The sequence below is a fragment of the Undibacterium pigrum genome (assembly GCF_003201815.1).
GTDB classification, from domain to species: Bacteria; Pseudomonadota; Gammaproteobacteria; order Burkholderiales; family Burkholderiaceae_D; genus Undibacterium; species Undibacterium pigrum.
This window is the reverse complement of the sequence record NZ_QJKB01000001.1, coordinates 1,519,328-1,545,159: the sequence shown is the minus strand read 5'-3', so window position 1 is coordinate 1,545,159 and position 25,832 is coordinate 1,519,328. Positions and strand designations below refer to the sequence as shown.

General features: G+C 52.0%; 18 protein-coding genes and 1 pseudogene. 8 read left to right on the top strand and 11 right to left on the bottom strand.

The genetic code is table 11. The annotated features are described in order from the left end of the window. Window positions 1-7: 7 nt before the first annotated feature. The 4 genes from DFR42_RS06885 to DFR42_RS06870 form a co-directional block, all read right to left on the bottom strand. Window positions 8-1,618 (bottom strand): methyl-accepting chemotaxis protein, encoded by a 1,611-nt coding sequence (locus DFR42_RS06885; protein ID WP_110254127.1) that lies wholly within the window; start codon window positions 1,616-1,618, stop codon window positions 8-10. Window positions 1,619-1,931: 313 nt separating this feature from the next. Next, window positions 1,932-3,182 (bottom strand): cyanophycinase, encoded by a 1,251-nt coding sequence (locus DFR42_RS06880; RefSeq protein ID WP_110254284.1) that lies wholly within the window; start codon window positions 3,180-3,182, stop codon window positions 1,932-1,934. A gap of 130 nt (window positions 3,183-3,312) precedes the next feature. Continuing rightward, a complete protein-coding gene (locus DFR42_RS06875) occupies window positions 3,313-6,027 on the bottom strand; it encodes a TonB-dependent receptor (RefSeq protein ID WP_110254126.1) in 2,715 nt (904 codons plus the stop codon). 235 nt (window positions 6,028-6,262) lie between these two features. Further along, window positions 6,263-7,216: a MurR/RpiR family transcriptional regulator gene (locus DFR42_RS06870; RefSeq protein WP_245936849.1), complete on the bottom strand. Its 954-nt coding sequence runs from the start codon at window positions 7,214-7,216 to the stop codon at window positions 6,263-6,265. A 322-nt stretch (window positions 7,217-7,538) separates the two neighbouring features. Here DFR42_RS06870 and DFR42_RS06865 point away from each other — a divergent pair, with 322 nt between their 5' ends. After that, a complete protein-coding gene (locus tag DFR42_RS06865; protein ID WP_110254125.1) occupies window positions 7,539-8,657 on the top strand; it encodes a succinylglutamate desuccinylase/aspartoacylase family protein in 1,119 nt (372 codons plus the stop codon). A gap of 13 nt (window positions 8,658-8,670) precedes the next feature. Next, on the top strand, window positions 8,671-10,062 hold the full coding sequence (locus DFR42_RS06860; RefSeq protein ID WP_110254124.1) for a YfcC family protein: 1,392 nt from the start codon (window positions 8,671-8,673) through the stop codon (window positions 10,060-10,062). A gap of 7 nt (window positions 10,063-10,069) precedes the next feature. On the opposite strand, the pseudogene DFR42_RS29710 reads toward DFR42_RS06860, so the two are convergent. The 5 genes and pseudogenes from DFR42_RS29710 to prpR all read right to left on the bottom strand — a co-directional run. Next, window positions 10,070-10,174 (bottom strand): annotated as a pseudogene (locus tag DFR42_RS29710) (AAA family ATPase); the annotation flags it as partial. Between the two features lie 37 nt (window positions 10,175-10,211). After that, a complete protein-coding gene (locus tag DFR42_RS06850) occupies window positions 10,212-11,240 on the bottom strand; it encodes a sensor domain-containing diguanylate cyclase (protein ID WP_110254123.1) in 1,029 nt (342 codons plus the stop codon). Further along, window positions 11,240-11,851, bottom strand: a complete 612-nt coding sequence (locus tag DFR42_RS06845) for a chemotaxis protein CheC (RefSeq protein ID WP_110254122.1) — start codon at window positions 11,849-11,851, stop codon at window positions 11,240-11,242. Before DFR42_RS06845 ends, DFR42_RS06850 begins: the two co-directional genes overlap by 1 nt. Continuing rightward, on the bottom strand, window positions 11,848-12,213 hold the full coding sequence (locus tag DFR42_RS06840) for a response regulator transcription factor (RefSeq protein WP_110254121.1): 366 nt from the start codon (window positions 12,211-12,213) through the stop codon (window positions 11,848-11,850). The genes DFR42_RS06845 and DFR42_RS06840 overlap by 4 nt, the downstream gene beginning before the upstream one ends. 116 nt (window positions 12,214-12,329) lie before the next feature. Next, window positions 12,330-13,973, bottom strand: a complete 1,644-nt coding sequence (prpR, locus tag DFR42_RS06835) for a propionate catabolism operon regulatory protein PrpR (protein ID WP_110254120.1) — start codon at window positions 13,971-13,973, stop codon at window positions 12,330-12,332. Window positions 13,974-14,191: 218 nt separating this feature from the next. Here prpR and prpB point away from each other — a divergent pair, with 218 nt between their 5' ends. The 6 genes from prpB to DFR42_RS06805 all read left to right on the top strand — a co-directional run bounded on the left by prpB (window position 14,192) and on the right by DFR42_RS06805 (window position 22,754). Continuing rightward, window positions 14,192-15,082, top strand: a complete 891-nt coding sequence (gene prpB / locus DFR42_RS06830) for a methylisocitrate lyase (RefSeq protein WP_110254119.1) — start codon at window positions 14,192-14,194, stop codon at window positions 15,080-15,082. 83 nt (window positions 15,083-15,165) lie between these two features. Then, window positions 15,166-16,314 carry a bifunctional 2-methylcitrate synthase/citrate synthase gene (prpC, locus tag DFR42_RS06825; RefSeq protein ID WP_110254118.1) on the top strand — a complete coding sequence of 383 codons (1,149 nt, stop codon included), beginning with the start codon at window positions 15,166-15,168 and terminating at the stop codon, window positions 16,312-16,314. Between the two features lie 18 nt (window positions 16,315-16,332). Next, on the top strand, window positions 16,333-16,806 hold the full coding sequence (locus DFR42_RS06820) for a GNAT family N-acetyltransferase (RefSeq protein WP_211324159.1): 474 nt from the start codon (window positions 16,333-16,335) through the stop codon (window positions 16,804-16,806). A 54-nt stretch (window positions 16,807-16,860) separates the two neighbouring features. Continuing rightward, entirely contained in the window at window positions 16,861-19,455 is a 2,595-nt protein-coding gene (gene acnD / locus DFR42_RS06815; RefSeq protein ID WP_110254117.1) for a Fe/S-dependent 2-methylisocitrate dehydratase AcnD, read from the top strand. Window positions 19,456-19,533: 78 nt separating this feature from the next. Then, window positions 19,534-20,718, top strand: a complete 1,185-nt coding sequence (prpF, locus tag DFR42_RS06810) for a 2-methylaconitate cis-trans isomerase PrpF (protein ID WP_110254116.1) — start codon at window positions 19,534-19,536, stop codon at window positions 20,716-20,718. Window positions 20,719-20,864: 146 nt separating this feature from the next. Beyond that, entirely contained in the window at window positions 20,865-22,754 is a 1,890-nt protein-coding gene (locus DFR42_RS06805) for a propionate--CoA ligase (protein ID WP_110254115.1), read from the top strand. Window positions 22,755-22,856: 102 nt separating this feature from the next. Here the strand turns inward: DFR42_RS06805 and DFR42_RS06800 are convergent, their stop codons facing one another. Next, entirely contained in the window at window positions 22,857-23,741 is an 885-nt protein-coding gene (locus DFR42_RS06800) for an HDOD domain-containing protein (RefSeq protein WP_110254114.1), read from the bottom strand. A gap of 202 nt (window positions 23,742-23,943) precedes the next feature. Then, complete coding sequence (locus tag DFR42_RS06795; RefSeq protein WP_110254113.1) at window positions 23,944-25,764, bottom strand: DUF885 domain-containing protein; 1,821 nt, start codon at window positions 25,762-25,764, stop codon at window positions 23,944-23,946. Window positions 25,765-25,832: the final 68 nt, after the last annotated feature.

Sequence of the window (25,832 nt, the reverse complement as noted above, 5' to 3'; positions counted from 1 at the left end):
CGAGGATTTAGCGCAGACGAGGTGGCTGAGTCGCTTGTGCTGAGCTCGTTCTTGCCTGTGCGCGTGCCGGGTGAACCTGGGGTGCTGAATGTGCTGCTGTATGCACCTTGAAGATATTCACTACCTGCGCCAGACTGGCTGCCTGTTCATTCATGGCCTGGGCAGCAGCTGAAGCCTGCTCCACCAGGGCCGCATTTTGCTGCGTCATATTATCCATATCAACGATGGCATGATTGACTTGTTCTATGCCTGAGCTTTGCTCCTGGCTGGCGGAGGCAATCTCGGCGACGATATCGGTCACACGCCTGACGCTGGCAACCACCTCATCCATGGTAGAACCGGCGATGGCAACCAGCTTGCCACCTTCTTCCACTTTTTCTGCCGAGCTGTCTATCAGGGTCTTGATTTCTTTGGCAGCAGAAGCCGAGCGTTGTGCCAGGTTGCGCACTTCACTGGCAACCACGGCAAAACCACGTCCCTGTTCACCAGCACGCGCAGCCTCAACAGCTGCATTCAAGGCCAGGATATTGGTCTGGAAGGCAATGCCATCAATGACGCTGATGATATCGACGATTTTTTTCGATGACTCATTAATGGAACCCATGGTCGCCACCACTTTGCCGACGACGCTGCCGCCTTGAGTTGCCACTTCAGACGCCGAGATCGCCAGTTGATTGGCCTGTCTGGCATTGTCGGCATTTTGTTTGACGGTGGAAGTCAGTTCTTCCATCGTGGATGAGGTTTCTTCCAGCGCGCCTGCTTGCTGCTCGGTGCGGTTAGACAAATCCAGGTTGCCGGAAGCGATTTCGCCAGAAGCGGTGGCAATCGATTCTGAACCAGTACGCACTTCGCTGACGACCGATGCCAGCTTGTCGCGCATGCTCTTTATTGCAAACAGCAAGCTGGACTGATCATTATCCTTGACTTGTATGTCTGCAGTCAGGTCACCTTCGGCTATATGGCCGACTACCTCGGCCGCATAAGCGGGCTCTCCACCCAGTTGGCCGAGAATCGTGCGTGTCATGTGCCAGGCGAGGGCGCCGACCATTGCCATCATGAGGGATCCCAGGCCGAGCAGGATGCCAGCCTGATGCCAGAAGGCTTCGTTAATATCGTCCAGATATGTACCGGTGCCTACCAGCCATTCCCACGGAGTGAAGCGCATGACGGCATATATTTTCTCAACCTGGCCTTGTACGCCTGGCCGTGTGCCCAGGGCTTGCACTATCCCTATTTTATTTTTTTCCAGGGAGGCACGGTAACGGTCTCCAGATTCCTTCATATCCTTTTGCGGTACACCTATGCGGTCCGCCTTGGGGTGTACAAGCAATAAATCATCGTTATAGCCACGTACAAAGAAATACATTTCATCTTTATGGAAACTGGCAATCGCCAGCTTGGCCTGTTTTTGCGCATCTTCACGTGAGAGCTTGCCTGACTGTTCCAGTGCATAGGCTTTTGCTATGGCGGCATGGGCCATTTCCACCATATTGGAAATCTGCTCAGTGCGCTCCTTGGTCATGGTCTGGCGCAGGGAATATAAGGAAATGGCAGAAATTACGGAAATGCCAAACAGGGTGATGGCGCACAGCAAGATGATGCGGGTGCTGAGTTTCATGGTGTGGTCTCACTGGTTTGCTGCAGCATACCGCAATGCCGGGCGGATGCGAGAGAGAAGAACGGCTATCACCTCAGGCTAATCCGCCTACATTAGGGCAGGTCCGCATAGTTTATTAATTGACGATCGCGCAGCGCAGCCTGCAAGGTGCAGGACGCGAGCGTTATCTTGATTGTAAGTGAAGCTCAGATGCCTGAGAGGAAGAATTTGCAAACAAACGACAAATTAGGGCAAGGATCGTGTGCTGAGGAAGTGTAGATCGCAGGATAGTGCCAAGACTATCCTGTTTGATGGAGTCTGGTGCAGGTCTGCCTTATTTATACAGCGGCAGGTTCATGGTCACGGGTCGTATGTCCAGACGCAGATTGTGCACGGTATAGCTTTCAGCGCCAGAGGCATTGGAATAATAACCCAGGCTATCGGCTACTTTGCTGAAGTTGAATTCAAAGCCCAGTTCAGGCTGCGCATCCATGCCAAAAGCCAGGCCGATGGCACGTTCCTGTTTGCCATCAATCAAATGAAACATGAGGTCAGTGACTACGGTATTGGCCAGTATATCTGGATAAAAGCGCTGGTCGGTATTGTATGCCTGGGCAGGATGGAGTTTGTTCTGTAGCTTGTCTGCTGATGGTATCAGCGTCTTCGTATGCAAATTAAAGCGGTCACCCCGGTCCAGATAACTGATGCGGGCATTGCTGATATTAAAATTCTTTTGTGCGCCATCGGTCGAGGCCTGGCTCAGGTCAAACAGGATCGCACCTTTATAGCCTATGACTTCAACTTCACCCTGGCTACTGACCACCATGGCAGTATTTTCATCAACACCCAGACCCAGCTTGTAATTCTTTTTGAGCATGACAGGCAACATGCGGGCAAAGCGGCCACGGATGATCAGGTGCTGGTCTATGAATACATCAGGGCCGATGAAGCCCAGGCCAGCGGCAATCTCCTTGCCCTCAGTGACACCCAGTTTGAGGGTAGGCAGCACAGGCTTGGCATCGTAAAACATCGTGGTACTCATGATGGCAGCACCAGCACTGCTGCCGGCGATGACACCGCCGCGTTGATATAAGGCCCAGATTGCTTCCAGCATTGCCGTCTTGCCGCCATCTGGCTTGACCAGCGTCTGCACGATGCGGCCCTGGTCGCCACCGGTAAAAAACACGCCGCTGGCATCTTTGAGTTTGTCCAGCCAGACTGGATCGCTGACTATATCCTGGGGCTTGAATTGCGCATGCCTGACCGACAGGGGGATCATAAAAGCCTGGGCACCGTGCTGGTTCAGCGATTCGACCGCAAATCCCCCTGACTTTTCCGGGCTACCTGCTGCCGCCGGGATGACGGCAATCTTTGCGCCTTTGCCACCAGCCTGTTGTACGATGCGCTGCCAGACCACGGCATTATCGACCCGCAAAGCACCGCCTATGATGACGAGTGAACCTTTCGATTGTTGCGGTGACTTGTCTTCTGCACTTGCATTCATGGGTAATTGCCAGAGTAAGAGAACCAGACAACTGAGCAAGATACCTAAGCCCGAGCCTGTATTTTTCAGAGAAATTATCATTATTTTCATCCTGATTTTTTGATATTGTAAATGATTCAATTCGCCGCTATCGGCATGAATGTAAAAAAAGGGGACAAGCATCAAGTCTTGTCCCCGAACGCGCTGCTTTGGAAGTGATTATTGATACTACTTATTTAAACGAATAATTACCCGAGATATAAACGAAGCGGCCACGTGGGTCGGTATAGCTGGGGTCGTAACCAGCAATGAAGCTATATATCTGGTTGGAACGTGGTGGGTTGGTATCCAGCAGGTTTTTGATGCCTGCACGCAGGCTGAATGCCTTGCTGAACTTATAGCTGCCACTCAAATCCCACAAGACATAGGCAGGCACATCACGAGTGCTGCCATCAGCCAGGGTATTCTGGTCGTGATAACCCTGGTAGTAAGTCTGTTGTAATGTCGCGCCCCATGGGCCACGGTCAAAGTCAAATGTCAGGGTATGTCTCCAGCGTTGTACCACCTGGGTGTCGGTATAGATGCCTACGCCATTCACTTCCGGGCTGGCAGCCGTGTTACGAGTCTTGTAGTCGATGACATAGGTACCGTTCAGGCTGACATTGAATTTGCCCAGACTGTTTTCTGGCAGCTTCCAGTTGAGGTTGATATCGACGCCCGAGGTTTTCAGCGAACCTATATTTTTCACGCGGCCATCGACTGACAGGATAGGGCCGGGTATGCCTGGCAGGCTGGGATCAGCCGCGCCACGTATCGCATAGCCAGGATTGGATTTGGGGTCACTAAAGTAAGCACCTTCGTTGGCCAGCAGGGTGTCCGACTTTTCTATGCGCCAGTAGTCGAGAGAGGCAGTCAGGCTGCGGCTGGGTTCAACCACGATACCGGCAGAAAACTGCTTCGATGTCTCAGGCTTCAGATTGGCCGTGCCACCCTTGATCAGGTCTGGCTGTATGCCACAGTAATCCGGGTTCTTGGTATTGTCGATATTGCCGGTCTTGATACAACCGAGCGGGTCATTATAGATGCCGCTGGTCTGGCCAGTGCGTGCCGGTTCATTGATGTCTGCCAGACTTGGTGCGCGGAAGCCAGCACTGTAAGAACCACGTACCACGACTTCCTTGGCGGGTGTCCAGCGCAGGCCAAATTTTGGATTGGTGGTGCTGCCTACATCGTTATAGCTGTCATGGCGAACAGCAGCCTGGGCTTCGAGATTGCTGAGTATGGGTAAATTCAATTCGGCGAACAGGGCCTTGACGGTACGGCTGCCACCATAGGCTGATGCAGCGCCGTCACCGCGTATCTCACCAGCGGCCAGCAGGGCAGACGGGGTGAACTCCAGTTTCTCACGACGGTATTCTGCACCTATTGCCAGGCCTGCATTGCCGCCTGCCATCGCAAACAATTCGCGTGAGGCCTTGATGTCAAATGCATCGGTAGTCGCTCTGGATTGACGCGCAGCATCGCTGATCTTTGCGGCATTCAGCAGGCTTGTACCTTCAGTTCCAGATGGACCGAAAGGATTGATCTTGCCTGTCAAAAAGGCGCTGTCAAAAGCCGAGGTCCTGACGTAGCCATCGACATATTTATCATCAACCTTGCTGACGCTATGATTCAGGGCAGTATCATAATCCCATCCTGCGATTGTGCCTTTGGCACCAACTATCAGGCGTTGTGCAACTGCATTCACTTCATTGGTACGCGGGCCGGCAGCACTCAGACGCAGGCCTACGCGCAAAGGTGTTTTGTTGGTCGTGATCAGGTCATTTGGGTAGTAAATTCCAGTGACGGGATAATTCAGATTTGTCACCGTCAATGGGCTGATGCGGTAAGTCGTTTTGGTGTCGCTGTGCAGCACTTCTGCAAACAGGGTATTGTCAGCATCAATGGCAAACTGGGCTCGGCCTAGCAGTGACGCACGCTGGGATTCTGGGAAAATCTCGGTGTCATGCATGTAGTCATACAAACAGGCTTTGCTACCGACAAAGCTGTCAGCAGCAAACACCGTGGCAGGTGGGTTGCAAGTTGGTGCGCTGGGGTTCAGGCGTGAACCTGTGGCACCACCACTGGCCGTAGTACGACGTACATTGGCCGGGAAAGTATTGGAACTGCCCACATCAAGATTGATGTCAGGCTGATAGGCTGAACCTATCCATGAGCGCTGGGTAGAACGCAGGCCGCCAGTGTTCTGGAAATTGACCACGCCCATGAGGTTATATCTGTCCTGGCTCAGGCTGCCTATACCACCAGATAGGCTAACGATCTTTTTATCTGCCCCACCATGCTGGGTATTACCCACATAGGCAGATATTTCTGCCCCCTGATAATCAGGACGGGTAATGAAATTGATGACGCCACCAATCGCATCTGCACCATAGATGGCTGATGCACCATCTTTCAAGACTTCCACACGCTGTATGGCAGCAGATGGGATGGAATTCAAATCCACGCCAGACGAAGTGCCTGGTGAGGCGAAGTTGGCGAGGCGGCGGCCATTCAGCAAGATCAGGGTGGATGACACACCTATGCCACGCAGGTTGGCACCATTGAAACCGCGTTGCGTACCACCGTTATCACTGAAGCTGGCACCGTCAGTCAGGCCAGCAGTGCTGGCCGACACTTTGCTCAATAATTCTGCCGCCGTGGTAACGCCGGATTTTTCTATTGATTCGCGGTTGATGATTTGCACAGGCAAGGCAGTTTCTGCATCGATGCGCTTGATCGATGAGCCGGTAATTTCTACACGCTGCGGTTTGTTCGGATCATTCTCTGCTTGTGCCCATGCGCTTTGTGTATTCATGCCCAGCATCGCCATGACGCTCAATGCAGACCAGGTTGCGGCAGCCAATTTCTTGGGTGTGGGCTGACGTGCTTGTTTTTTTGTTGCCATTGCCTTCTTCTCCTCAGGTTTTAGAATCTGATCACGATCTTGCTGCGCGAGCGTGATCGGAGCTCATGCGCTGCTCAAAATGCTCATGTACTTAAGTACATTCCGCTTTTTGCACTGCTCTTCACTCCGCTGACGCTCGCTCGCGACAGATCGTGAACAGGTTCTTACAGAAATTTTAAAAAAGCATCCCCCTCAGGCACTCCGGGGAGTGACTGTGATTTGCTTGTTTGTTTATTTACTTCTTGGGTTTATTACTGTCCGGCTGTGTGTATTTGACGTTGTTGTCAGCACTATGCAGATAGGCTGATATGGCTTCGGTCAGGCGCATGGCCTTTTCCACGTTCTTTTTATTCGATACCATCATGCTGCTGACCAGGGCTTCGATGACAGCAATTGCGGCACTGGCACTGCTGGGCAAGACACCGTGAGTACTCGGTGCCAGCAGCAGATAATTACCCAGTTGTGCAATCGGTGAAGCAGGGGAGTCGGTAATCGTGACTATGCAGGCATCATGGTCACGTACAAACTGCGTGAGTTTGATGACATCCAGTGCATAGCGTGGGAATGAGATGACGATGAGTACATCCTTGTCAGTAATATTTGCGAGATGGCCAGCCGCCACTTCAGTGCCGCCGTAACCAACCACTTCCACCACGTGTGAGCAAAAGGGTTGCAAATGCAGGGCCAGCATGCCAGCCAGGTGGGCACTGAGGCCAAAGCCCATGACATACACAGTTTTAGCTTTGGCGATGTGGCTGACTACCTCGTTCAAATCTGGTTCAGACATGCCCTGGCTGGCAGCATCGATATTGGCAGCAGCAAACTGCATGCTGGTATGGGCTGGCGAGGGGGCATTCTTTTTGGCTTCTATGGTATTGCGCAGTTTTTCTACCGGTTGGAACACAGCCTGTACTACTTCTGCAATCTGATTACGCAAACCCGCGTAATTATTAAAGCCCATGTCACGCGCAAACCGGCTGATGGTAGCGGTAGATACATCACATTGCTCTGCCATGTCTTCTATTCCCAGTGCCGTGACCTTGACCTGGTTGCGCAAGAGGAAATTGGCAATCCGCTTATAGGAGACTGATCCTTCCTGCAAGACCAGCATCAGTGACTCACCCAATGTGGATTTGGCAAAGACCATTTCCGGTGAGGCGGATTCAACAGGAGTATTTAATTTTTTCATGTGCAGTGTTCAGCAAAACAATCAGTAAAAATTTCAGTAAAACTTTTTTCGATGAATGAACTGTAGCCCTGTTTAAAAATATTTTCAATAGTATTTGTCGTTTTATTTTCATAAATGTAGAATATGTAAAAAATCGTTCATCATGTTTTTGTGTTTACAGACAGGAATGCCTCCAATTTTGCAGTGTTGTATTTTTCTGCTTGTAAAAACGGCTATTGGAAAAGTGACGGGTAGGTGGGAGTAAAGTCTGTAATACGGAAATTAATACTGCCTGAGTCAGTTTTTTTGGGTCTTGCTATTACCAACAAAGAAAAGAGTTTTTATGCAAATACAAAGCCATGCCTTGCCAGATATAAGTAATGGGACTGTGCGTGAATTACAGAGTTTTCATTACGGTACTCCTGATCATGGACGCAAGGTGTATATACAGTCGTCCTTGCACGCGGATGAAATACCCGGCATGCTGGTAAATCACTATTTGCGCGAAATGCTGGAGCAGTATGAAAAAATTTCTGCGATCGCTGCTGAAATTGTTGTGGTACCAGTGGCTAACCCCATAGGGCTGGCACAGGATATACAGGGCACGGCTTTTGGCCGCTTTGACCTGGCGACGGGTATTAATTTCAACCGTGGCTATCGTCACCTGACGCCACATCTTGTTCCTCTCCTACAAGGCAAGCTGGGTGCTGATGAAAAAGAAAATGTAAAACTGGTACGCGAGCAGGCACTGGCCGTACTGCAAGCCTGGCAGCCAGAAACCGCAACAGAGCAGCAAAAGAAAATCCTGCAAACCCTGGCGGTGGATGCCGACATTGTGCTGGACCTGCATTGTGATAACCAGGCTGTCATGCATTTATATACGGGTACTCCGTTGTCGCACGATTGCATGCCCTTAGCTGCCTACCTGGGCGCGCAGGCGGTACTGGTGTCTGTATTGTCGGGTGATGATCCTTTTGATGAATCCTGTTCACGTCACTGGTGGGAGCTGGCGCAGCACTTTGGTCAGGCGACACCTGTTCCAAACGCCTGTCTGTCCATCACGGTGGAATTGCGTGGAGAAACTGAAGTCAGCCATGAGGCGGCGCAGGCAGATGCTTTGGCTATCATTAACTTCCTCAGACATGCAGGCTACCTGCGCGGAAAAGCACCAGTCTTACCTCAAGCCTTGTGCCAGCCTACACCGCTGGAAGGTGTAGAGCCTTTGCGTGCCCCACATGCTGGCATCCTGGTATTTACCAGAGAAACAGGTGAGCACGTTGAGGCAGGTGAGAGGGTGGCAGACATTGTTGACCCGATCAGCGCGAAGGTAACGCCAGTGCTGGCAACTGTATCCGGCATTTTATTCGCTCGTGTGGCCAGACGTTATGCCACGCACGGCATGCGCATTGCCAAAATCGCTGGCCCCGTTGCCTACCGTTCCGGTAATTTACTGTCCTTGTGACCAGGAGCGCATCATGCTGAAAAAACTCAGATTACCGAATACCTTTGTCCTGCTGTTTTCCTTGCTGGCACTGATCGCGCTGGCTACCTGGCTGGTGCCTGGCGGTAAATATGATACTCATGTGGTGAATGGCAAGACGTTGATAGATCCTGCCAGTTTTCACTATGTCACCAGTAATCCGCAAGGTGCTGTGGCCCTGATGATGGCACCCATCAAGGGTTTTGTTGAGGCTGCATTGATCATCGGTTTTGTACTCATTGTTGGTGGTGCTTTTGCGGTTTTGCAAAAGACAGAAGCGATTGATGCCATGATCAAATCCGTGGCTCGAGCGCATACCCATTCCAGTCTCGTCAGGGCTGGCATCATACCTGTGTTCGTGACCCTGTTTTCTCTTGGAGGAGCGACCTTTGGCATGGCAGAAGAGGCCATACCTTTCGTCATGATCTTTATCCCGCTGGCGCTGGCACTTGGCTATGACTCGGTAGTGGGTGTGTCTATTCCCTTCGTTGGTTCACAGGTAGGCTTTGCTGCGGCATTTTTAAATCCCTTCAATGTCGGTATTGCTCAAGGCATAGCTGGTGTACCACTATTTTCTGGCATAGGTTTCCGGCTAGTCGCATGGTTGCTGGCGACTGTGGTCACGATCGCTTTTCTCAGTTGGTATGCGGCACGCATCAAGAAAAATCCCTTGCTGAGCCCCACTTTTGCTATCGATGAAGAAAAACGCAAGAATCTCAAGATCGACGAATTCACCAGTTTTACCGGCATGACAGCGATTCACAAGGCTGTGTTAGTGATGTTCCTGCTGACACTCATTACCATGGTGGTGGGCGTAGTTAAATATAGCTGGTATATAGAAGAGATTGCTGCTTTGTTCCTGGTCATGGCCATCCTGGTGGGTATAGTTGGCAAGCTCAATGCCGACAGCTTTGTCGACGCCTTCATGCAGGGGGCGAAAGACCTGGTGACCACCGCACTGGTGATAGCCCTGGCACGTGGCACCATGATACTGGCACGGGACGCGAATATCATCGACACCATGTTGAATTTCCTTATGCCTTTTGTGCAGTCCTCACATCCCATCTTTGCAGCACACAAGATGTTTGTGACTCAGTCTGTCATCAACTTCTTCATCCATTCTGGCAGCGGGCAGGCGGCACTGACCATGCCCATCATGGCACCATTGGCTGACCTGGTGGGTGTGACCAGGCAGACTGCGATACTGGCATTTCAGTTTGGTGAATTCACGACGCCGATGATACCAACCTCAGGCATCACTGTTGGTGTGCTGGCGCTGGCACGCATACCCTGGGCAGTCTGGGCGAAGTGGATGATACCTTTGCAGTTACTATACTTTGTCCTGGCCCTGGGACTGCTGGCCTTGTCTTGTGTGATCAGTTGGTAGGTTTTACTTACTCTTCATCTGCCAGCAATTGCTCCAGCCGCTTTGGATAATTGTTGAGGAAGTCACGGGTCACTGCAAAGTGTTCCGTGTCTTCATAGCTGGTTTCCGTGATTTAACCAGCTTCCAGCAATCGTCAACAGCTTTAAGACTTAGCTGTTGACTGATTTATGCAGAGTGCCAGCGGGGGCTGTAGTTTGTATATTGAAGTGCTGCAAGGGCAGGTACTGGCTTTGATTGCGACCAGCTTTCTTGGCTTCATACAGGGCGGCATCGGCACACTTGAGCAGGGAATTGGCATCAACATCAGGATGCTTGTAGAAGTTGCTGAAACCTATACTGACGCTGATGCGCTGGCTGATACGGGAATTGATATGCGGGATATTCAAGTCCCAGACGGCCGTCCGCAATTTTTCTGCAAACAGCATGGCTGAGTCGGGTGCCATATTGGGCAGCATGAGGATAAACTCTTCGCCACCAAAACGCGCCAGTACATCGGTTGCCCTCAGCAATTGCTTACGCAGGGCAGCAGCGACCTGTATCAATGCCTTGTCACCAGCCACATGGCCATAGCTGTCATTGTATTCCTTGAAGTAGTCAATATCGACCATGAATACGGACAAGGGCACGTTGTGGCGCACGGCATGGCCCAGAGCCATTTTGTAGTGTTCATCAAAGAAGCGACGGTTATAAATGCCAGTCAGGCTGTCGGTCGTGGCTTCGCGCTTCAGGGCTTCTGAATGCGTGCGCAGGATTTTTTCACGTTTTATCGACGTGGTCGAATCACTGATCTGTATCAGGCAATGACGCTCGCCATATTCTGCTGTAATCGGCGTGATCGTGATGGACTGATCTATGCGGATTTTTTCGTTTTCCGGTTCATGCTCATTGCGCTGGAACAGCGGCAAGGGTGAGCGATGCAGGGCATTCGACAAGACCACGGGCAAGCCATAATTGAGGGTATTGGTGATGGCATTGAGGATGGCGCGACTGGGCAATTCTTCAAAAGCTTCAGAAATATGCTTGCCTACGACCTGGTTTGAAGGAATGCCGGTATGTCTTTCCACCCAGCCGTTCCACATGCGCACGGACTGTTGTGCATCAAGCACAATCAGACCCAGGCTGATGGAATTGAATATCTGTTCCATCGCGAACGGTGAGGGGGACATCAACTGCGCCATTAAACTGCTCCCAGAAAGCGCTCAAGCTGGATAATCAAATCTTTTAAAGATGTGGAGCTAAGCAAGAAAATCAAATGCCCTTCAGAATGTCTTCTCTCTATCGCCAGATCGATATGCAGCAATAAGACATAGGGCTGGTCAAGGTCATCGCTGACCCGGCGGAAAATTTCTTCTGTCGTTGCTACCGAGTAGTCTGGCAAGGAACAGTTCAGTGGTATGTTCAGCATATCCGCCATCGCCGACAGACAGGCATTGAGAATGATATTGCCCAGTTCGCACATGGCTTCCTGTTCAAACTCGGCCAGGTCTTCGAGGCTGATTTGCGAGCCCATCATGTCGCGTACTATTTCCAGCGCATGTTCTTCAGTGAACAGCAGGATGGCCTCGGCTTCAAACGAGCCGCTAAAGGTTTGATGTACTGCTCCAAAGCGTTCGCTTTGCAGACCCATGGACGAGACATCAATCTCTGAAGACTTGCGGATTTCGACAGAAGGGACCGACAAGCGAACTTCCTCACCGACAATATCACTGAGGCTGGCCGCAGCCCTGCCAGCACCGACATTGAAGACCTCGCTTAATGCATCGAGATGAAGTTCGGTCAGGGAGTTCATTTTCCGCTCGCGAAATAATTGAGGACGATAGTGATGGATTTCTCTGTCACTGGCTTGGCGACAAAGATGGTGCCTATGGACGTAGCCCGGTTTTGCATGGTGTCCTGCACATTCGCTGAAAAAATGGCGATACGTATATGTGGATTTGTTTGCAAAATCTGCTCTGCTGCGTCAGTACCCAGCATGCCGGGCATATTGATGTCCATAGTGCAAAAGTCGGGTTTATTCTCGACGACTGACTTGATGGCTTCTTCGCCACTGGCAGCTTCAAAAAATTCCCAGTCCGGGTGCACCGCTTTGACATGCGCACGAATAACCATGCGGGAAACTTTGCTGTCGTCAACAATAAGTATTTTTTTCATAATGTATTTTATGCAAGACTAATGCACCCAAGAATTGTGAGTGGTAGCGTAAATTCATTTTACCTTAGTGCGACACAAAATTCGCCCTCCAGATGATCAATTAATGTTTCAAATGATTACGACTTTTGTCTGAGGCGTCGCCACAAGGTGGTTCTGCTGATGCCCAGGTAGTCGGCAGCCGCTTCGCGATTGTGATTAAACTTTTCCATGACCAGTTCCAGCGATTCTGTTGGTCGCTGCGTATCTGAAAAAGTGAGTAAATCCTGGGCGGTATCCGGCTTGATATCCGGCTTGATATCCGGCTTGATATCCGGCGCCGTATTCAGTTCCGGCAACGTTCTGGTGACGAAGCCAGGCGTCAATGCCTGTAGGGGTTCGGCAGCCAGAAACAGGGCCAGGCGTTCCATGAGATTGCGTAATTCTCTTACATTTCCTGGCCAGGCGTAGGCTTGCAACAGCATGCTGCAACTGGCAATTTCTGCATGCAGGTTGGCGTGTGGTCTTACTCCCATGGCAGCTAAAGCATGCTTCAGGGACCACACTGCGAGTGGCAATAAGTCATCGACACGCTCCCGCAGTGCGGGCAGGTGCAGGCGCAATACTGCCAGACGGAAATACAGGTCTGCACGAAACTTTCCTTCTTTTACCCTGGCCTCAAGGTCGCAGTGAGTGGCACTGATGATGCGTACATCTACAGGTATGGGGCGCATGCTGCCCACCCGGTTGATCTCGCGCTCTTCCAAAACCCGCAAGAGCCGGGTTTGCAGGGGCAGGGGCATTTCCCCAATTTCGTCGAGGAATACAGTCCCTCTGTGGGCAATTTCAAACAAGCCTGCATGGCCGCCACGCTTCGAGCCGGTAAAGGCACCTTCTTCATAGCCAAACAATTCAGATTCCAGCAGGCTTTCGGCAATTGCGCCACAGTTCACTGCAACAAAGGGCTGGCGTGCCCGCGTGCTCTCTCTATGCAAGGCCTGGGCTGCCAGTTCCTTGCCTGTGCCGGTTTCACCTTGTAACAACACGGTTGCCGGGGAGCGGGCGAACAGGGCGATGGATTTGCGGGTTTCCTGCATGGCGGCAGAGTCACCGCGTAAATCGTTCAGGCCGTGCTTGGCACGTAGTGAGTCTGCCGCAGGATGATGCCGCCCGCGGGCAGATTCCAGCCGTGTCAGGCGGGCGATTTCCAGTGCATCATCAAAAGCCTGGCGTATCGATGTGGCGGAATACATGAAAATCCCAGTCAGCCCGGCTTCTTCAGCCAGGTCAGTAATCAGGCCTGCACCGACAATAACCTTGATGCCACCCGCCTTGAGTTCACTGATCTGGGCGCGGGCATCTTCTTCGGTGACATAGGTACGCTGCTCCAGCGGGAAGCCAAAAGTCGTCTTGAAATCCGCCAGTTCTGGCATGGTTTCCTGGTAATTGATGAGGCCGATGGCGGGCGACACCTTGCGCGCTCTTGCCAATGCCTGCATGACATCAAAGCCACTGGCCTTGGCGATGACGACAGGGACGGGCAGGCGGTTCTTGAGATAAGCACCGTTAGAGCCCGCTGCGATGACGGCATCACACCTCTCGGTTTGCAGACGCTCTTTCAGGTATTGGGCCGCTTCTTCAAAACCCATGTGTATGGGTTCTATGTCGGCACTGACATCATACTCAACCATGATGTCGCGGAACATATCGAACAGGCGCGAGATGGAGACTGTCCAGATGACAGGTTTGTCGTGGCTGTCGCGTAGTGCAGGAGGTTGTTTCATGTTTGTTTCAAATGCGTTTCAATTGATGTTTCAAGTTTCAATATGAAACATCATTATGAAACAAATCTTCAGCCTTGCACAGGCCTTAATATGCGGGTATTGCGAATAAGTATTTGATTTATATGCATATCAGCCTGAAACAGCAGTCTGGCCGGGCTGCTGGCACGCTGATTGCAATACGCATCCCAGAATCTGTTTATTAACCTGAAAGCATACACATGAGTACATACTCCGCAGGTGCCGCCTTCCGCAAGGCGATGCAGGAAGAATCCCCGTTGCAAGTCGTCGGTGCAATTAACGCTAATCATGCCTTGCTGGCAAAACGTGCCGGTTTCAAGGCCATCTATCTGTCTGGTGGCGGTGTTGCTGCCGGTTCCCTGGGCTTGCCTGACCTGGGCATTTCCAACCTTGACGATGTCCTGACTGACGTGCGCCGCATCACCGATGTCTGCGATCTGCCTTTGCTGGTCGATGTGGATACCGGCTTTGGTTCCTCTGCTTTCAATGTCGCACGTACGGTCAAATCCATGATCAAGTTTGGCGCGGCGGCGATCCATATCGAAGACCAGGTAGGTGCCAAGCGTTGCGGCCATCGCCCTGGCAAAGAGATCGTCAGCAAGCAGGAAATGGTAGACCGCGTGAAAGCAGCAGTTGATGCCCGTACTGACGATAACTTCGTCATCATGGCACGTACCGATGCACTGGCAGTTGAAGGCCTGGAAGCAGCGATAGACCGCGCCCTGGCATGCGTAGAAGCGGGCGCCGACATGATCTTCCCGGAAGCGATCACTGAACTGGCGATGTACAAGCAATTCGCCAATGCTGTCAAAGTACCTATCCTGGCGAATATCACTGAATTTGGTGCTACTCCCTTATATTCCGTCGAAGAACTGGCCGCAGTAGATGTGGGCCTGGTCTTGTATCCATTGTCCGCTTTCCGTGCCATGAACAAGGCCGCAGAAAACGTCTATGGTGCGATACGCCGCGACGGCACGCAAAAAAATGTCGTCGATACCATGCAAACCCGTATGGAATTGTATGAGCGCATCAATTACCACGACTTTGAGCAAAAGCTCGATGCCCTGTTTGCGCAGCAAAAATCTAAATAATATCGATACGGGCTGTCCCGTTCTTGTGCTGCATCAAGCAAGAGGGGGAAATAGCCCAGAATATGACCTCTGGAGAAATAATCATGACTGAAGCAGTTCCTTTCAAACCCAAGAAATCCGTCGCCCTGTCTGGCGTTACTGCTGGTAATACAGCCCTGTGTACTGTAGGCAAAACCGGTAATGATCTGCATTATCGCGGCTACGATATTCTGGACGTGGCTGATGCCTGCGAGTTTGAAGAAATTGCCCATTTGCTGGTGCACGGCAAATTGCCTACCGTCGCAGAATTGCGCGGCTACAAAGCCAAACTGAAGGCCCTGCGCGGTTTGCCGGCCAATGTCAAGGCAGCACTGGAATGGCTGCCTGCGTCATCCCACCCTATGGATGTCATGCGCACCGGCGTTTCTGCACTGGGTTGCGTATTGCCAGAAAAAGACGACCACAACCACCCTGGTGCACGCGATATCGCAGACCGCCTGATGGCTTCGCTGGGTTCCATGCTGCTGTACTGGTACCACTATAGCCATAACGGCAAACGCATAGAAACTGAAACGGATGATGAATCCATAGGTGGTCATTTCCTGCATTTGCTGCATGGTGAAAAACCAAGCGCATCCTGGGAAAAAGCCATGCATACATCACTGATCCTGTATGCAGAACATGAGTTCAATGCCTCCACTTTTACTGGCCGCGTCATCGCTGGCACGGGTTCTGACATGTATTCCGCCATCACCGGTGCGATTGGTGCCTTGCGTGGTCCTAAACATGGTGGCGCGAATGAAGTCGCGTTTGAAATCCAGAAGCGTTACGACAATCCAGATGAAGCAGAAGCAGATATCAAGAAGCGCGTAGAAAACAAGGAAGTCGTCATCGGTTTTGGCCATCCTGTTTATACCATCTCTGATCCACGCAACAAGGTAATCAAGGAAGTGGCGCGCAACTTGTCCAAAGAAGCGGGCGCAATGAAGATGTTTGATATTGCCGAGCGCCTGGAAACAGTGATGTGGGATATCAAAAAGATGTTCCCCAACCTGGACTGGTTCTCTGCCGTGTCTTATCACATGATGGGTGTGCCAACGGCCATGTTTACTCCTTTGTTCGTGATTGCGCGTACCTCAGGCTGGGCTGCACACATCATAGAACAGCGTATCGATAACAAGATCATTCGTCCTAGTGCCAATTATGTCGGTCCTGAAGATCTGAAGTTTGTTCCCTTGAATAAGCGTAAATAAGCAAGGCAGAGGTGGCATATGAAAGTGCAGGCAGACCTGTCCAGACTCAGCACCAGACGCGCTGTGCGGCAAGATCTGCCGCGCCTGCTGGAACTCATTGCCGATGATGACCTTGGCAAGAACCGTGAAGGCGTGGGCTCGGAAGACGCATGTTATGTCGAAGCCTTTGAGCGCATAACAGCCGATGACAATCAGTTTCTCATGGTGGCGGAACTGGATGGTCGCATCATCGCCATGCAGCAGGTCACTTTCATCCCTGGTCTGAGCAGGAAAGGTTCTACCCGCGCCATGATAGAAAGTGTGCGGGTCGATGGCTATCTGCGCGGGCAGGGCATAGGCCACTGGTTCATAGAGCAGGCCATAGCCCTGGCACGTGAGCGCGGTTGCCAACTGGTGCAACTGACCAGCGACAAGAAACGCATACAGGCGCACAGGTTCTATGGAAGCATGGGCTTCACAGCATCACATGAAGGATTCAAATTGCAACTCTGAGTTGCAGTCTGATCTCTTCTGAACACTGAATACTAATATTGAAAATAGCGAGCCATGAATACTCAATTCCGCAAGCCACTACCTGGCACTACTTTGGATTACTTCGATACACGTGCAGCAGTAGATGCCATCGTGACAGGCGCGTATGACAAGCTGCCATACACCTCACGCGTACTGGCAGAAAACCTGGTACGCCGTTGCGACCCGGCTACGCTGACTGATTCTCTGCGCCAGTTCATAGAACGCAAACGCGATCTTGATTTTCCGTGGTTCCCGGCCCGCGTGGTCTGTCATGATATTTTGGGCCAGACTGCGCTGGTTGATCTGGCTGGCCTGCGCGATGCGATTGCCCTGCAAGGTGGTGACCCGGCATTGGTCAACCCTGTCGTACCTACCCAACTGGTGGTCGATCATTCGCTGGCGGTTGAATGCGGTGGTTTTGATCCCGACGCTTTCGACAAAAACCGTGCGATTGAAGACAGGCGCAATGAAGACAGGTTTGATTTTATCAACTGGACCAAGAAGGCATTCAAGAATGTCGACGTGATCCCGCCTGGTAATGGCATTTTGCATCAGATCAATCTGGAACGCATGTCGCCTGTCGTGCAAGTGACTGATGGTGTAGCTTATCCAGACACCCTGGTCGGTACAGACAGCCATACACCCATGGTGGATGCGCTTGGTGTGATCGCGATTGGTGTCGGTGGCCTGGAAGCGGAAAGCGTCATGCTCGGCCGTGCATCCTGGATGCGTTTGCCAGACATCATCGGTGTTGAACTGACAGGCAAACCGCAGGAAGGCATTACCGCAACAGACACGGTGCTGGCATTGACAGAATTCTTGCGCAATCAAAAAGTGGTGTCATCTTATCTGGAATTTTATGGCGAAGGTGCATCCCATCTGACCCTGGGTGACCGCGCCACCATTTCCAACATGGCACCAGAATTTGGTTCCACTGCCGCCATGTTCTACATTGATGAGCAAACCATCAAATACCTGAAGCTCACAGGCCGTGATGATGAACTCGTCAAACTGGTAGAAACCTATGCCAAGGAAACTGGCCTGTGGGCAGATACCCTGAAGAATGCAGAATACGAACGCGTACTGAAGTTTGATCTGTCTTCTGTCGTGCGCAATATCGCTGGCCCATCCAACCCGCACAAACGTGTGCCAACATCAGAACTGGCGGCGCGTGGCATCAGCGGCACGGTAGAAAATGAGCCTGGCCTGATGCCAGACGGCGCAGTCATCATTGCTGCGATTACCAGCTGCACCAATACTAATAACCCACGCAATATGGTGGCTGCCGGTTTGCTGGCGCGCAATGCCAACAAACTGGGTCTGACTCGCAAGCCCTGGGTCAAGAGTTCACTGGCTCCTGGTTCCAAGGCTGTGACCTTGTATCTTGAAGAAGCCAATCTCATGCCAGAACTGGAGCAACTGGGCTTTGGTGTGGTCGCTTATGCCTGCACATCCTGCAATGGCATGTCGGGCGCGCTTGATCCTGTCATCCAGAAAGAAATTATAGACCGTGATTTGTATGCGACGGCTGTGTTGTCCGGTAACCGCAATTTTGATGGCCGTATCCATCCGTATGCGCAACAGGCTTTCCTGGCTTCGCCACCGCTGGTAGTGGCTTATGCGATTGCTGGCACCATCCGTTTTGATATCGAGAAAGATGTGCTGGGTCTGGATGCAGCAGGCAAGCCGGTGACTTTGAAAGACATCTGGCCTACGGATGAAGAGATTGACGCCGTGGTTGCTGCAAGCGTCAAGCCTGAGCAATTCCGTAAAGTGTACATCCCCATGTTTGCCAAACAGGCAGACGACGGCGAAAAAGTCAGCCCCCTGTATGACTGGCGTCCACAGACGACCTACATCCGCCGCCCACCATATTGGGAAGGCGCACTGGCAGGGGCGCGCAGCATGAAGGGCATGCGTGCGCTGGCGGTCTTGGGTGACAACATCACGACGGACCATCTGTCACCATCGAATGCCATCATGCTCGATAGTGCTGCTGGCGAATACCTGGCCAAGATGGGTTTGCCGGAAGAAGATTTCAATTCTTATGCGACGCACCGTGGCGATCATCTGACAGCGCAACGTGCCACCTTTGCCAACCCGACCTTGAAGAATGAAATGGTCATCGTTGATGGCAAGGTCAAGGCAGGTTCCCTGGCCCGTATAGAACCAGAAGGTAAGATCATCCGCATGTGGGAAGCCATAGAAACCTATATGGAACGCAAACAGCCGCTCATCGTGATTGCCGGGGCCGATTATGGTCAGGGTTCTTCGCGTGACTGGGCAGCCAAGGGTGTGCGCCTGGCGGGTGTAGAAGTGATTGTTGCTGAAGGTTTTGAGCGCATACACCGCACCAACCTGGTCGGCATGGGCGTCTTGCCGCTGGAATTCTTGCCAGGCGTGAACCGCCTGACGCTGAACATCGACGGCACAGAAACCTTTGACGTTATAGGTGATCGCATGCCTCGCGCAACCCTGACCCTGATTATCAACCGCAAGAATGGTGAATCTGTAGCAGTGCCTGTGCTGTGCCGCCTCGATACGGCAGAAGAAGTGTCGATTTACGAAGCTGGTGGTGTCTTGCAGCGTTTTGCTCAGGACTTCCTGGAATCTGTCAAAGCTGCATAAGTTCTACTGATACTGTTTGCAGGCACTACTCTTGATGGAGTAGTGCTGCCTCTGAGTCAAATTTAAAAGAGTAAATACATGGCACATCTTCCACAGATCAAAGTTCCGGCAACCTACATGCGTGGCGGCACCAGCAAGGGCGTGTTTTTCCGCCTGCAGGATTTGCCTGAGGCTGCGCAACAGCCAGGTGCAGCACGCGATGCCTTGTTGCTGCGCGTGATAGGCAGCCCCGACCCTTATGGCAAACAGATTGACGGCATGGGCGGTGCCACATCCAGCACCAGCAAGACCGTCATCCTCTCAAAAAGCAGCAAGCCTGACCATGATGTCGATTACCTGTTTGGTCAGGTGGCGATAGACAAGGCCTTTGTAGACTGGAGCGGCAATTGCGGTAACCTGTCTGCGGCAGTCGGTGCTTTCGCCATCAGTGCTGGCCTGGTCGATGCTGAGCGTACTCCGCAAAACGGTATCGCCACCATACGCATATGGCAGGCAAATATCAGCAAGACCATCATTGCTCATGTGCCTATGACTGATGGGGCAGTGCAGGAAACCGGCGATTTTGAACTCGATGGTGTGACCTTTCCAGCAGCGGAAGTGCAGCTTGAATTCATGGACCCTGCCGCCGATGAAGAGGGCGCAGGTGGCTCCATGTTCCCGACCGGTAATCTGGTCGATGATCTTGACGTGCCAGGGTTGGGAACGCTCAAGGCGACCATGATCAATGCCGGTATTCCCACCATCTTTATCAATGCAGAAGCGATAGGCTATACCGGTACTGAATTGCAGGATGCCATTAATGGTGATGCCAAAGCACTCGACATGTTTGAAACCATACGCGCACATGGCGCATTGCGCATGGGGCTGATCAAGGATCTCTCTGAAGCCGCACAGCGCCAGCACACCCCCAAGGTGGCCTTCGTTGCCAGGGCTGCTGACTACACGTCGTCCAGTGGCAAGCAAGTCCAGGTGGCTGATATCGATTTGCTGGTACGTGCCCTGTCCATGGGCAAGCTGCACCACGCGATGATGGGTACGGCAGCGGTGGCCATAGGTACTGCTGCTGCGATACCAGGCACACTGGTGAATCTGGCGGCTGGCGGTGGTGCTCGTACTGCGGTGCGTTTTGGCCATCCATCCGGCACTTTGCGGGTAGGGGCAGAGGCGACACAGGTCAATGGCGAATGGAGTGTTACCAAGGCCATCATGAGTCGCAGTGCGCGTGTGCTGATGGAAGGTTGGGTACGCGTACCCTCAAACTGACAAAATTTTGGATTTGAAACGAAGTAGTTTTATGCACGTGAAAGTGCAGGCCTAGCCACGTGCCAGCGCCACTGTCCAACAATAATAATTAATGCTCAGGGCCGACGCGAATGTTAAGAACATTTTGTGATATCGAAGGAGACAGCATGACTTACGCAGCGTTTTATCAGGAATCTATACAAGACCCGCAAGGGTTCTGGGCCAAAGAAGCGCAGTTGATAGACTGGCACAAGCCTTATGATCAGGTGCTCGACCATAGCAAGCCGCCCTTTGCCAAATGGTATGTCGGTGGTGAAACCAATCTCTGCTATAACGCAGTTGATCGCTGGCTGGCTAGCCAGGCAGACCAGCCTGCACTGATCGCCATTTCTACTGAAACCAATACCGAAAAAACTTATAGCTTTGCCGAGCTGCATGCAGAAGTGCAGCGCATGGCTGCCATCATGCTGGGTCTGGGTGTCAAGCAGGGCGACAGGGTCTTGATCTATATGCCCATGATCGCTGAAGCAGCTTTTGCCATGCTGGCCTGCGCGCGCATAGGTGCAGTGCATTCGGTGGTATTTGGTGGCTTTGCTTCCAAAAGCCTGGCCACACGTATTGATGATGCCAAGCCTGTGCTGGTTATATCTGCGGATGCTGGCATGCGTGGTGGCAAGGCTGTTCCTTATAAACCTTTATTGGATGAAGCCATCACCCTGGCTGAATACAAGCCTGCGCATGTTCTGCTGGTAGACCGTGGTCTCGACACCATGCAAATCGAGGCCGGACGTGACGTAGACTATGCAGCTGCAAGAGCGCAGCACATGTATGCTCAGGTACCTGTGACCTGGCTGGAATCAAATGCCATGTCCTATGTCTTGTACACATCAGGTACAACCGGCAAGCCCAAGGGTGTGCAGCGTGATGTTGGTGGCTATGCAGTGGCACTGGCGTCGTCGATGAAGCATATATTTTGTGGCAAGCCGGGTGAAACTTATTTTGCGACTTCAGACATAGGCTGGGTGGTCGGCCACTCGTATATCGTCTATGGCCCGCTGATCGCTGGCATGGCGACCATCATGTATGAAGGCACGCCCATACGTCCTGACGCAGGCATCTGGTGGAGCATCGTTGAGAAATACAAGGTCACGCGCATGTTCTCGGCACCGACAGCGGTGCGCGTCTTGAAAAAGCATCCGTCCGAGCTGATGCGCAAATATGATTTGTCTTCGCTCAAAGCCCTGTACCTGGCAGGAGAACCGCTTGATGAAACAACGTCAAGCTGGATAGCCAATGAGCTGGGTGTCTCCATCATCGATAATTACTGGCAGACAGAAACCGGCTGGCCGATTTTGACCGTGGCGCATGGCGTAGAGCAGACTTCTACCCGTCTCGGCAGCCCAGGCATTGCCATGTATGGCTACGACGTACGCATCATCGATGAAAACACGGGTGCAGAATGTGCAGCAAATGAAAAAGGCGTGGTTGCCATCAAGGGACCATTGCCGCCAGGTTGTATGCAAACCGTGTATGGTGATGACCAGCGCTTCGTTAATACTTACTGGTCCAATTTCTCGCATGAGCAATTGTATTCCACCTTCGACTGGGGTATCAGGGATGCTGATGGCTATTACTTCATCCTCGGTCGCACCGATGATGTCATCAATGTCGCCGGACATCGTCTGGGGACACGCGAGATAGAGGAAAGCATTTCCAGCCATCCGCAAATTTCTGAAGTGGCGGTGGTGGGTGTCGAAGACAAGCTCAAGGGCCAGGTGGCAGTTGCGTTTGCGATACTCAAAAAACCTGAACTGGCTGAAACGCCGGAGCAGAAGCGGGCACTGGAGGCTGAGGTGATGAGCGTAGTTGACAAGCAGCTTGGCGCAGTTGCCAGGCCATCACGCGTACATTTCGTCAGTATTCTGCCAAAGACCCGTTCGGGCAAGTTGCTACGCCGTTCGATACAGGCGATATGCGAGGGACGCGAAGCAGGGGATTTGACGACGATCGAAGATCCATCGTCCTTGCAGCAAATTCAGGCGGCATTAAAGGTTTGAGTTTATCAAGCGGCATTGGTCACATAAATTAGTGACATAAACTATGTGACATAAAAAGCAAAGGGAGCAAATGCTCCCTTTGCTTTTTTTGCATAATCGAGTTCAGATTTGCAGGGCTGCTGCCAGGGTTTTTACTTCTTCTTCCGACTCTTCCAGTATGCTATTGAGCGTGCCGTCGCCGACCACAAAATCTATTTCAGAAGTACATTGTTCTGATTCTTCTGCATAGGAATGGATATCCATAGGGGAATGGGTAGTTGCCAGTTCATTCGCCAGCAGCAGCGTATCGCCCAGGGTTTCTGGTGGCATGGCGCGCAAGCCAAACCAGAGGGCTTCAACCGCTTCTACCACTTGCTGAGGCAGCATCAGGCTCTTGATTACGGCCGCACCAATTTGTGACTCGGATGATTCGCGATCTATGATGGTATCGAGGAAGGATGGCAGGTCGTCGACGTTGGAGTCAGGCGCTGGCTCATCACGTTCCAGCAGGGACGGAAACTCATCAACACGCGACAGTAGATAGAAATTACCAACTTCATGGACTATGCCGGCAAACATGGCCGTGTCAGGGTCCAGCTTGGTAATACGCCTGGCGATGACGCGGGACAATGCTGCCACCTGTGCTGTATGCTCCCACAGCTTGTTCGTCATGGCCTGCAATTGCTTGTTCTTGCTGGTGCCAGCCAGTTGCCTGACCACCAGCGAGGCAACCACGGCACGCAGGGTGCGAAACCCCAGTCTGCTGATGGCTGCCTTGACATTGGTAACATCATTGCCACGGTTGTAGGCTGCTGAATTGGCAATGGCCACCATGCGGGCTGCGAGAAAAGGCTCATTCAGGACCAGTTTGGTTGCAGTGTCGATACTGCACTCAGGGTCATCCAGGGTTTGTTGTATCTTGAGGGAAGCCGCAACATTCGTAGGGAAAACCAGTTCTCCCCGTTTGGCTTGTTCAGCTATGCTGTTGAGCGCATCGATTTTATTCATCGCTATGTCTTTTGCACAAGTTAAACAAACATATAGTGCAGGTGCTTGCTGCACCCGGCCAGTAGGCATTTGACTTATTTATTTAATAAGTCAAATGCCAGGTTCCATCGTTGTTTATGTTTGCAGAATAAGTTCTATATTTCATTCTGCTTCAGATAGTGTTGCAGGTCAATCAAGCGATAGAAAATAATCCCAAACTTGCTCAATTTGTCTTTTGGCTGTCTATCCACTTGTTCACTTTGGCTTCCAGCAAGGCCAGCGGCAAGGTGCCATCGCTGAGTATCACGTCATGGAATTGACGCAGATCAAAGCGTTTGCCGAGGGCATTGCTGGCTTTTTGTCTGAGTTCAACGATTTTCAGTGAACCTATCTTGTAGCCCAGCGCCTGCCCTGGCCAGGCCATGTAGCGTTCGGTTGCCTGACGTGACATGGCTTCGGTATAGCCCAGAGTAGCTTGTTGATACTGTATCGCTTGCTCCCGCGTCCAGCCCTTGGCATGCAAGCCGGTATCGATGACCAGACGGGTGGCGCGCAAGAGTTCATCCGTCAAATGACCGAGGTAAGCGCTGGGATCATTTTCAAACAAGCCCATCTCTTTACCCAAGGTTTCTGCATACAGAGCCCAGCCTTCCGTATAGGCGTTATTGCCACCAAATTTACGGAATTTAGGGATATCGAGTTCTTGTGAAGTTGCCAAATGGAAATGATGGCCGGGCTGGCCTTCATGCAGGTACAGGGTTTTCATGCCTACCGTGCTGTAGTCTTCAGGCTTATTGATGACAGCCCAGAATACACCGGGGCGTGAACCATCAAATGCCGGCTGGGTATAATGGTCGGACGCGGTCTGGCGGCTGATTTCTGGCTCTGCACGAATATCCAGTGCAGCCTTGGGCATCTTGTTGAACAGCTCGGGCAACTTGGCTTTGACCAATTTTTCTATCTGGCGGTAGCCATCCAGCACCTCGGCCTCGGTCTTGTAAGGGCGATACTGGTTTTGTGTATCTATCCAGGCAGGCAGACCAGCAGGGTCGCCGCTGTAGCCCAGTTTTGGGCCGAGGGCGACAAACTCACTTTGTATGCGTGCAACTTCTTTCAGGCCCAGGGCATGTATGGTTTCCGGGTCCAGATTGGTGGTGGTCTGGTCGCGTACCAGGGCGCGATACCAGTTGTCACCGCCTGGCAGGGCGCTGAAGCCACTGCTGCTGCGGCTGGCAGCCAGATAATCCCGGGACAGGAATTGATTGAATTGACGCAAGGCGGGCAAGACTTTTGCTGTCAGCACCTGTTTATACTCTTTGCTCAGGCGTTGTTTATCTGCCTCACTGAAACCCTCAGGGAAATTCTTGACGGGTGCGAAATAGGCGTGATCTTCCACTTTATCTGTCACCAGTTGCGCAAACTGGGGCATGGCAGAGGTGACCAGGGCTTTGGGCAGGACGATGCCGCGCTTCATGCCTTCACGCATATTGCTGGTGGCCAGGTTTAACCAGGCAGGCAATTGCGCCAGGCGACGCAGGAAGACATCGTATTGTTTGACTGTCTTCAAAGGCTGGGCGCTTTGTCCAGAGGCAAAATGGGCCAGGGTGACTGGTACGCTGTCCATTTGATTGATCGGCAACAGGTGGCCGTCAAGTTTTGCCATTTCCAGACTGGCCTTGAGTTCAAAGTCCAGGCAGTCATAAGTGACGGCATCGCTCGCTGATAATTGCTCACGGTTGATGCGGGCTAGTTTGCTGGCAGTGTCCTTCAATATGACGATCAACCTGGCCCTGACAGGTGTTGACAATGTCATAGGCAGCTTGTCGTCATAACGGGTGTCACCATTATAAGTAGCACCTATGGGGTCAAAGGCGGTTTGCTTTTCATAATACTCGTCAGCCAGTTTATTGAGCTGCTGCCCGGTTTGCGCAACTGCTGCAGGCTTATTTGTCGCCGGAACAGTGTCATTCGCTGCCATGACACTGGCACAACTGATTAAACCGGCAGAAATAAGGACACTGGATAACAGGCGCAACTTGAGCATAAGAGTTTCCCAAAAAGATGGTTGAAATAAAATAGTTTGCAAGCATACCACTGTGCGTGCACAAGTTT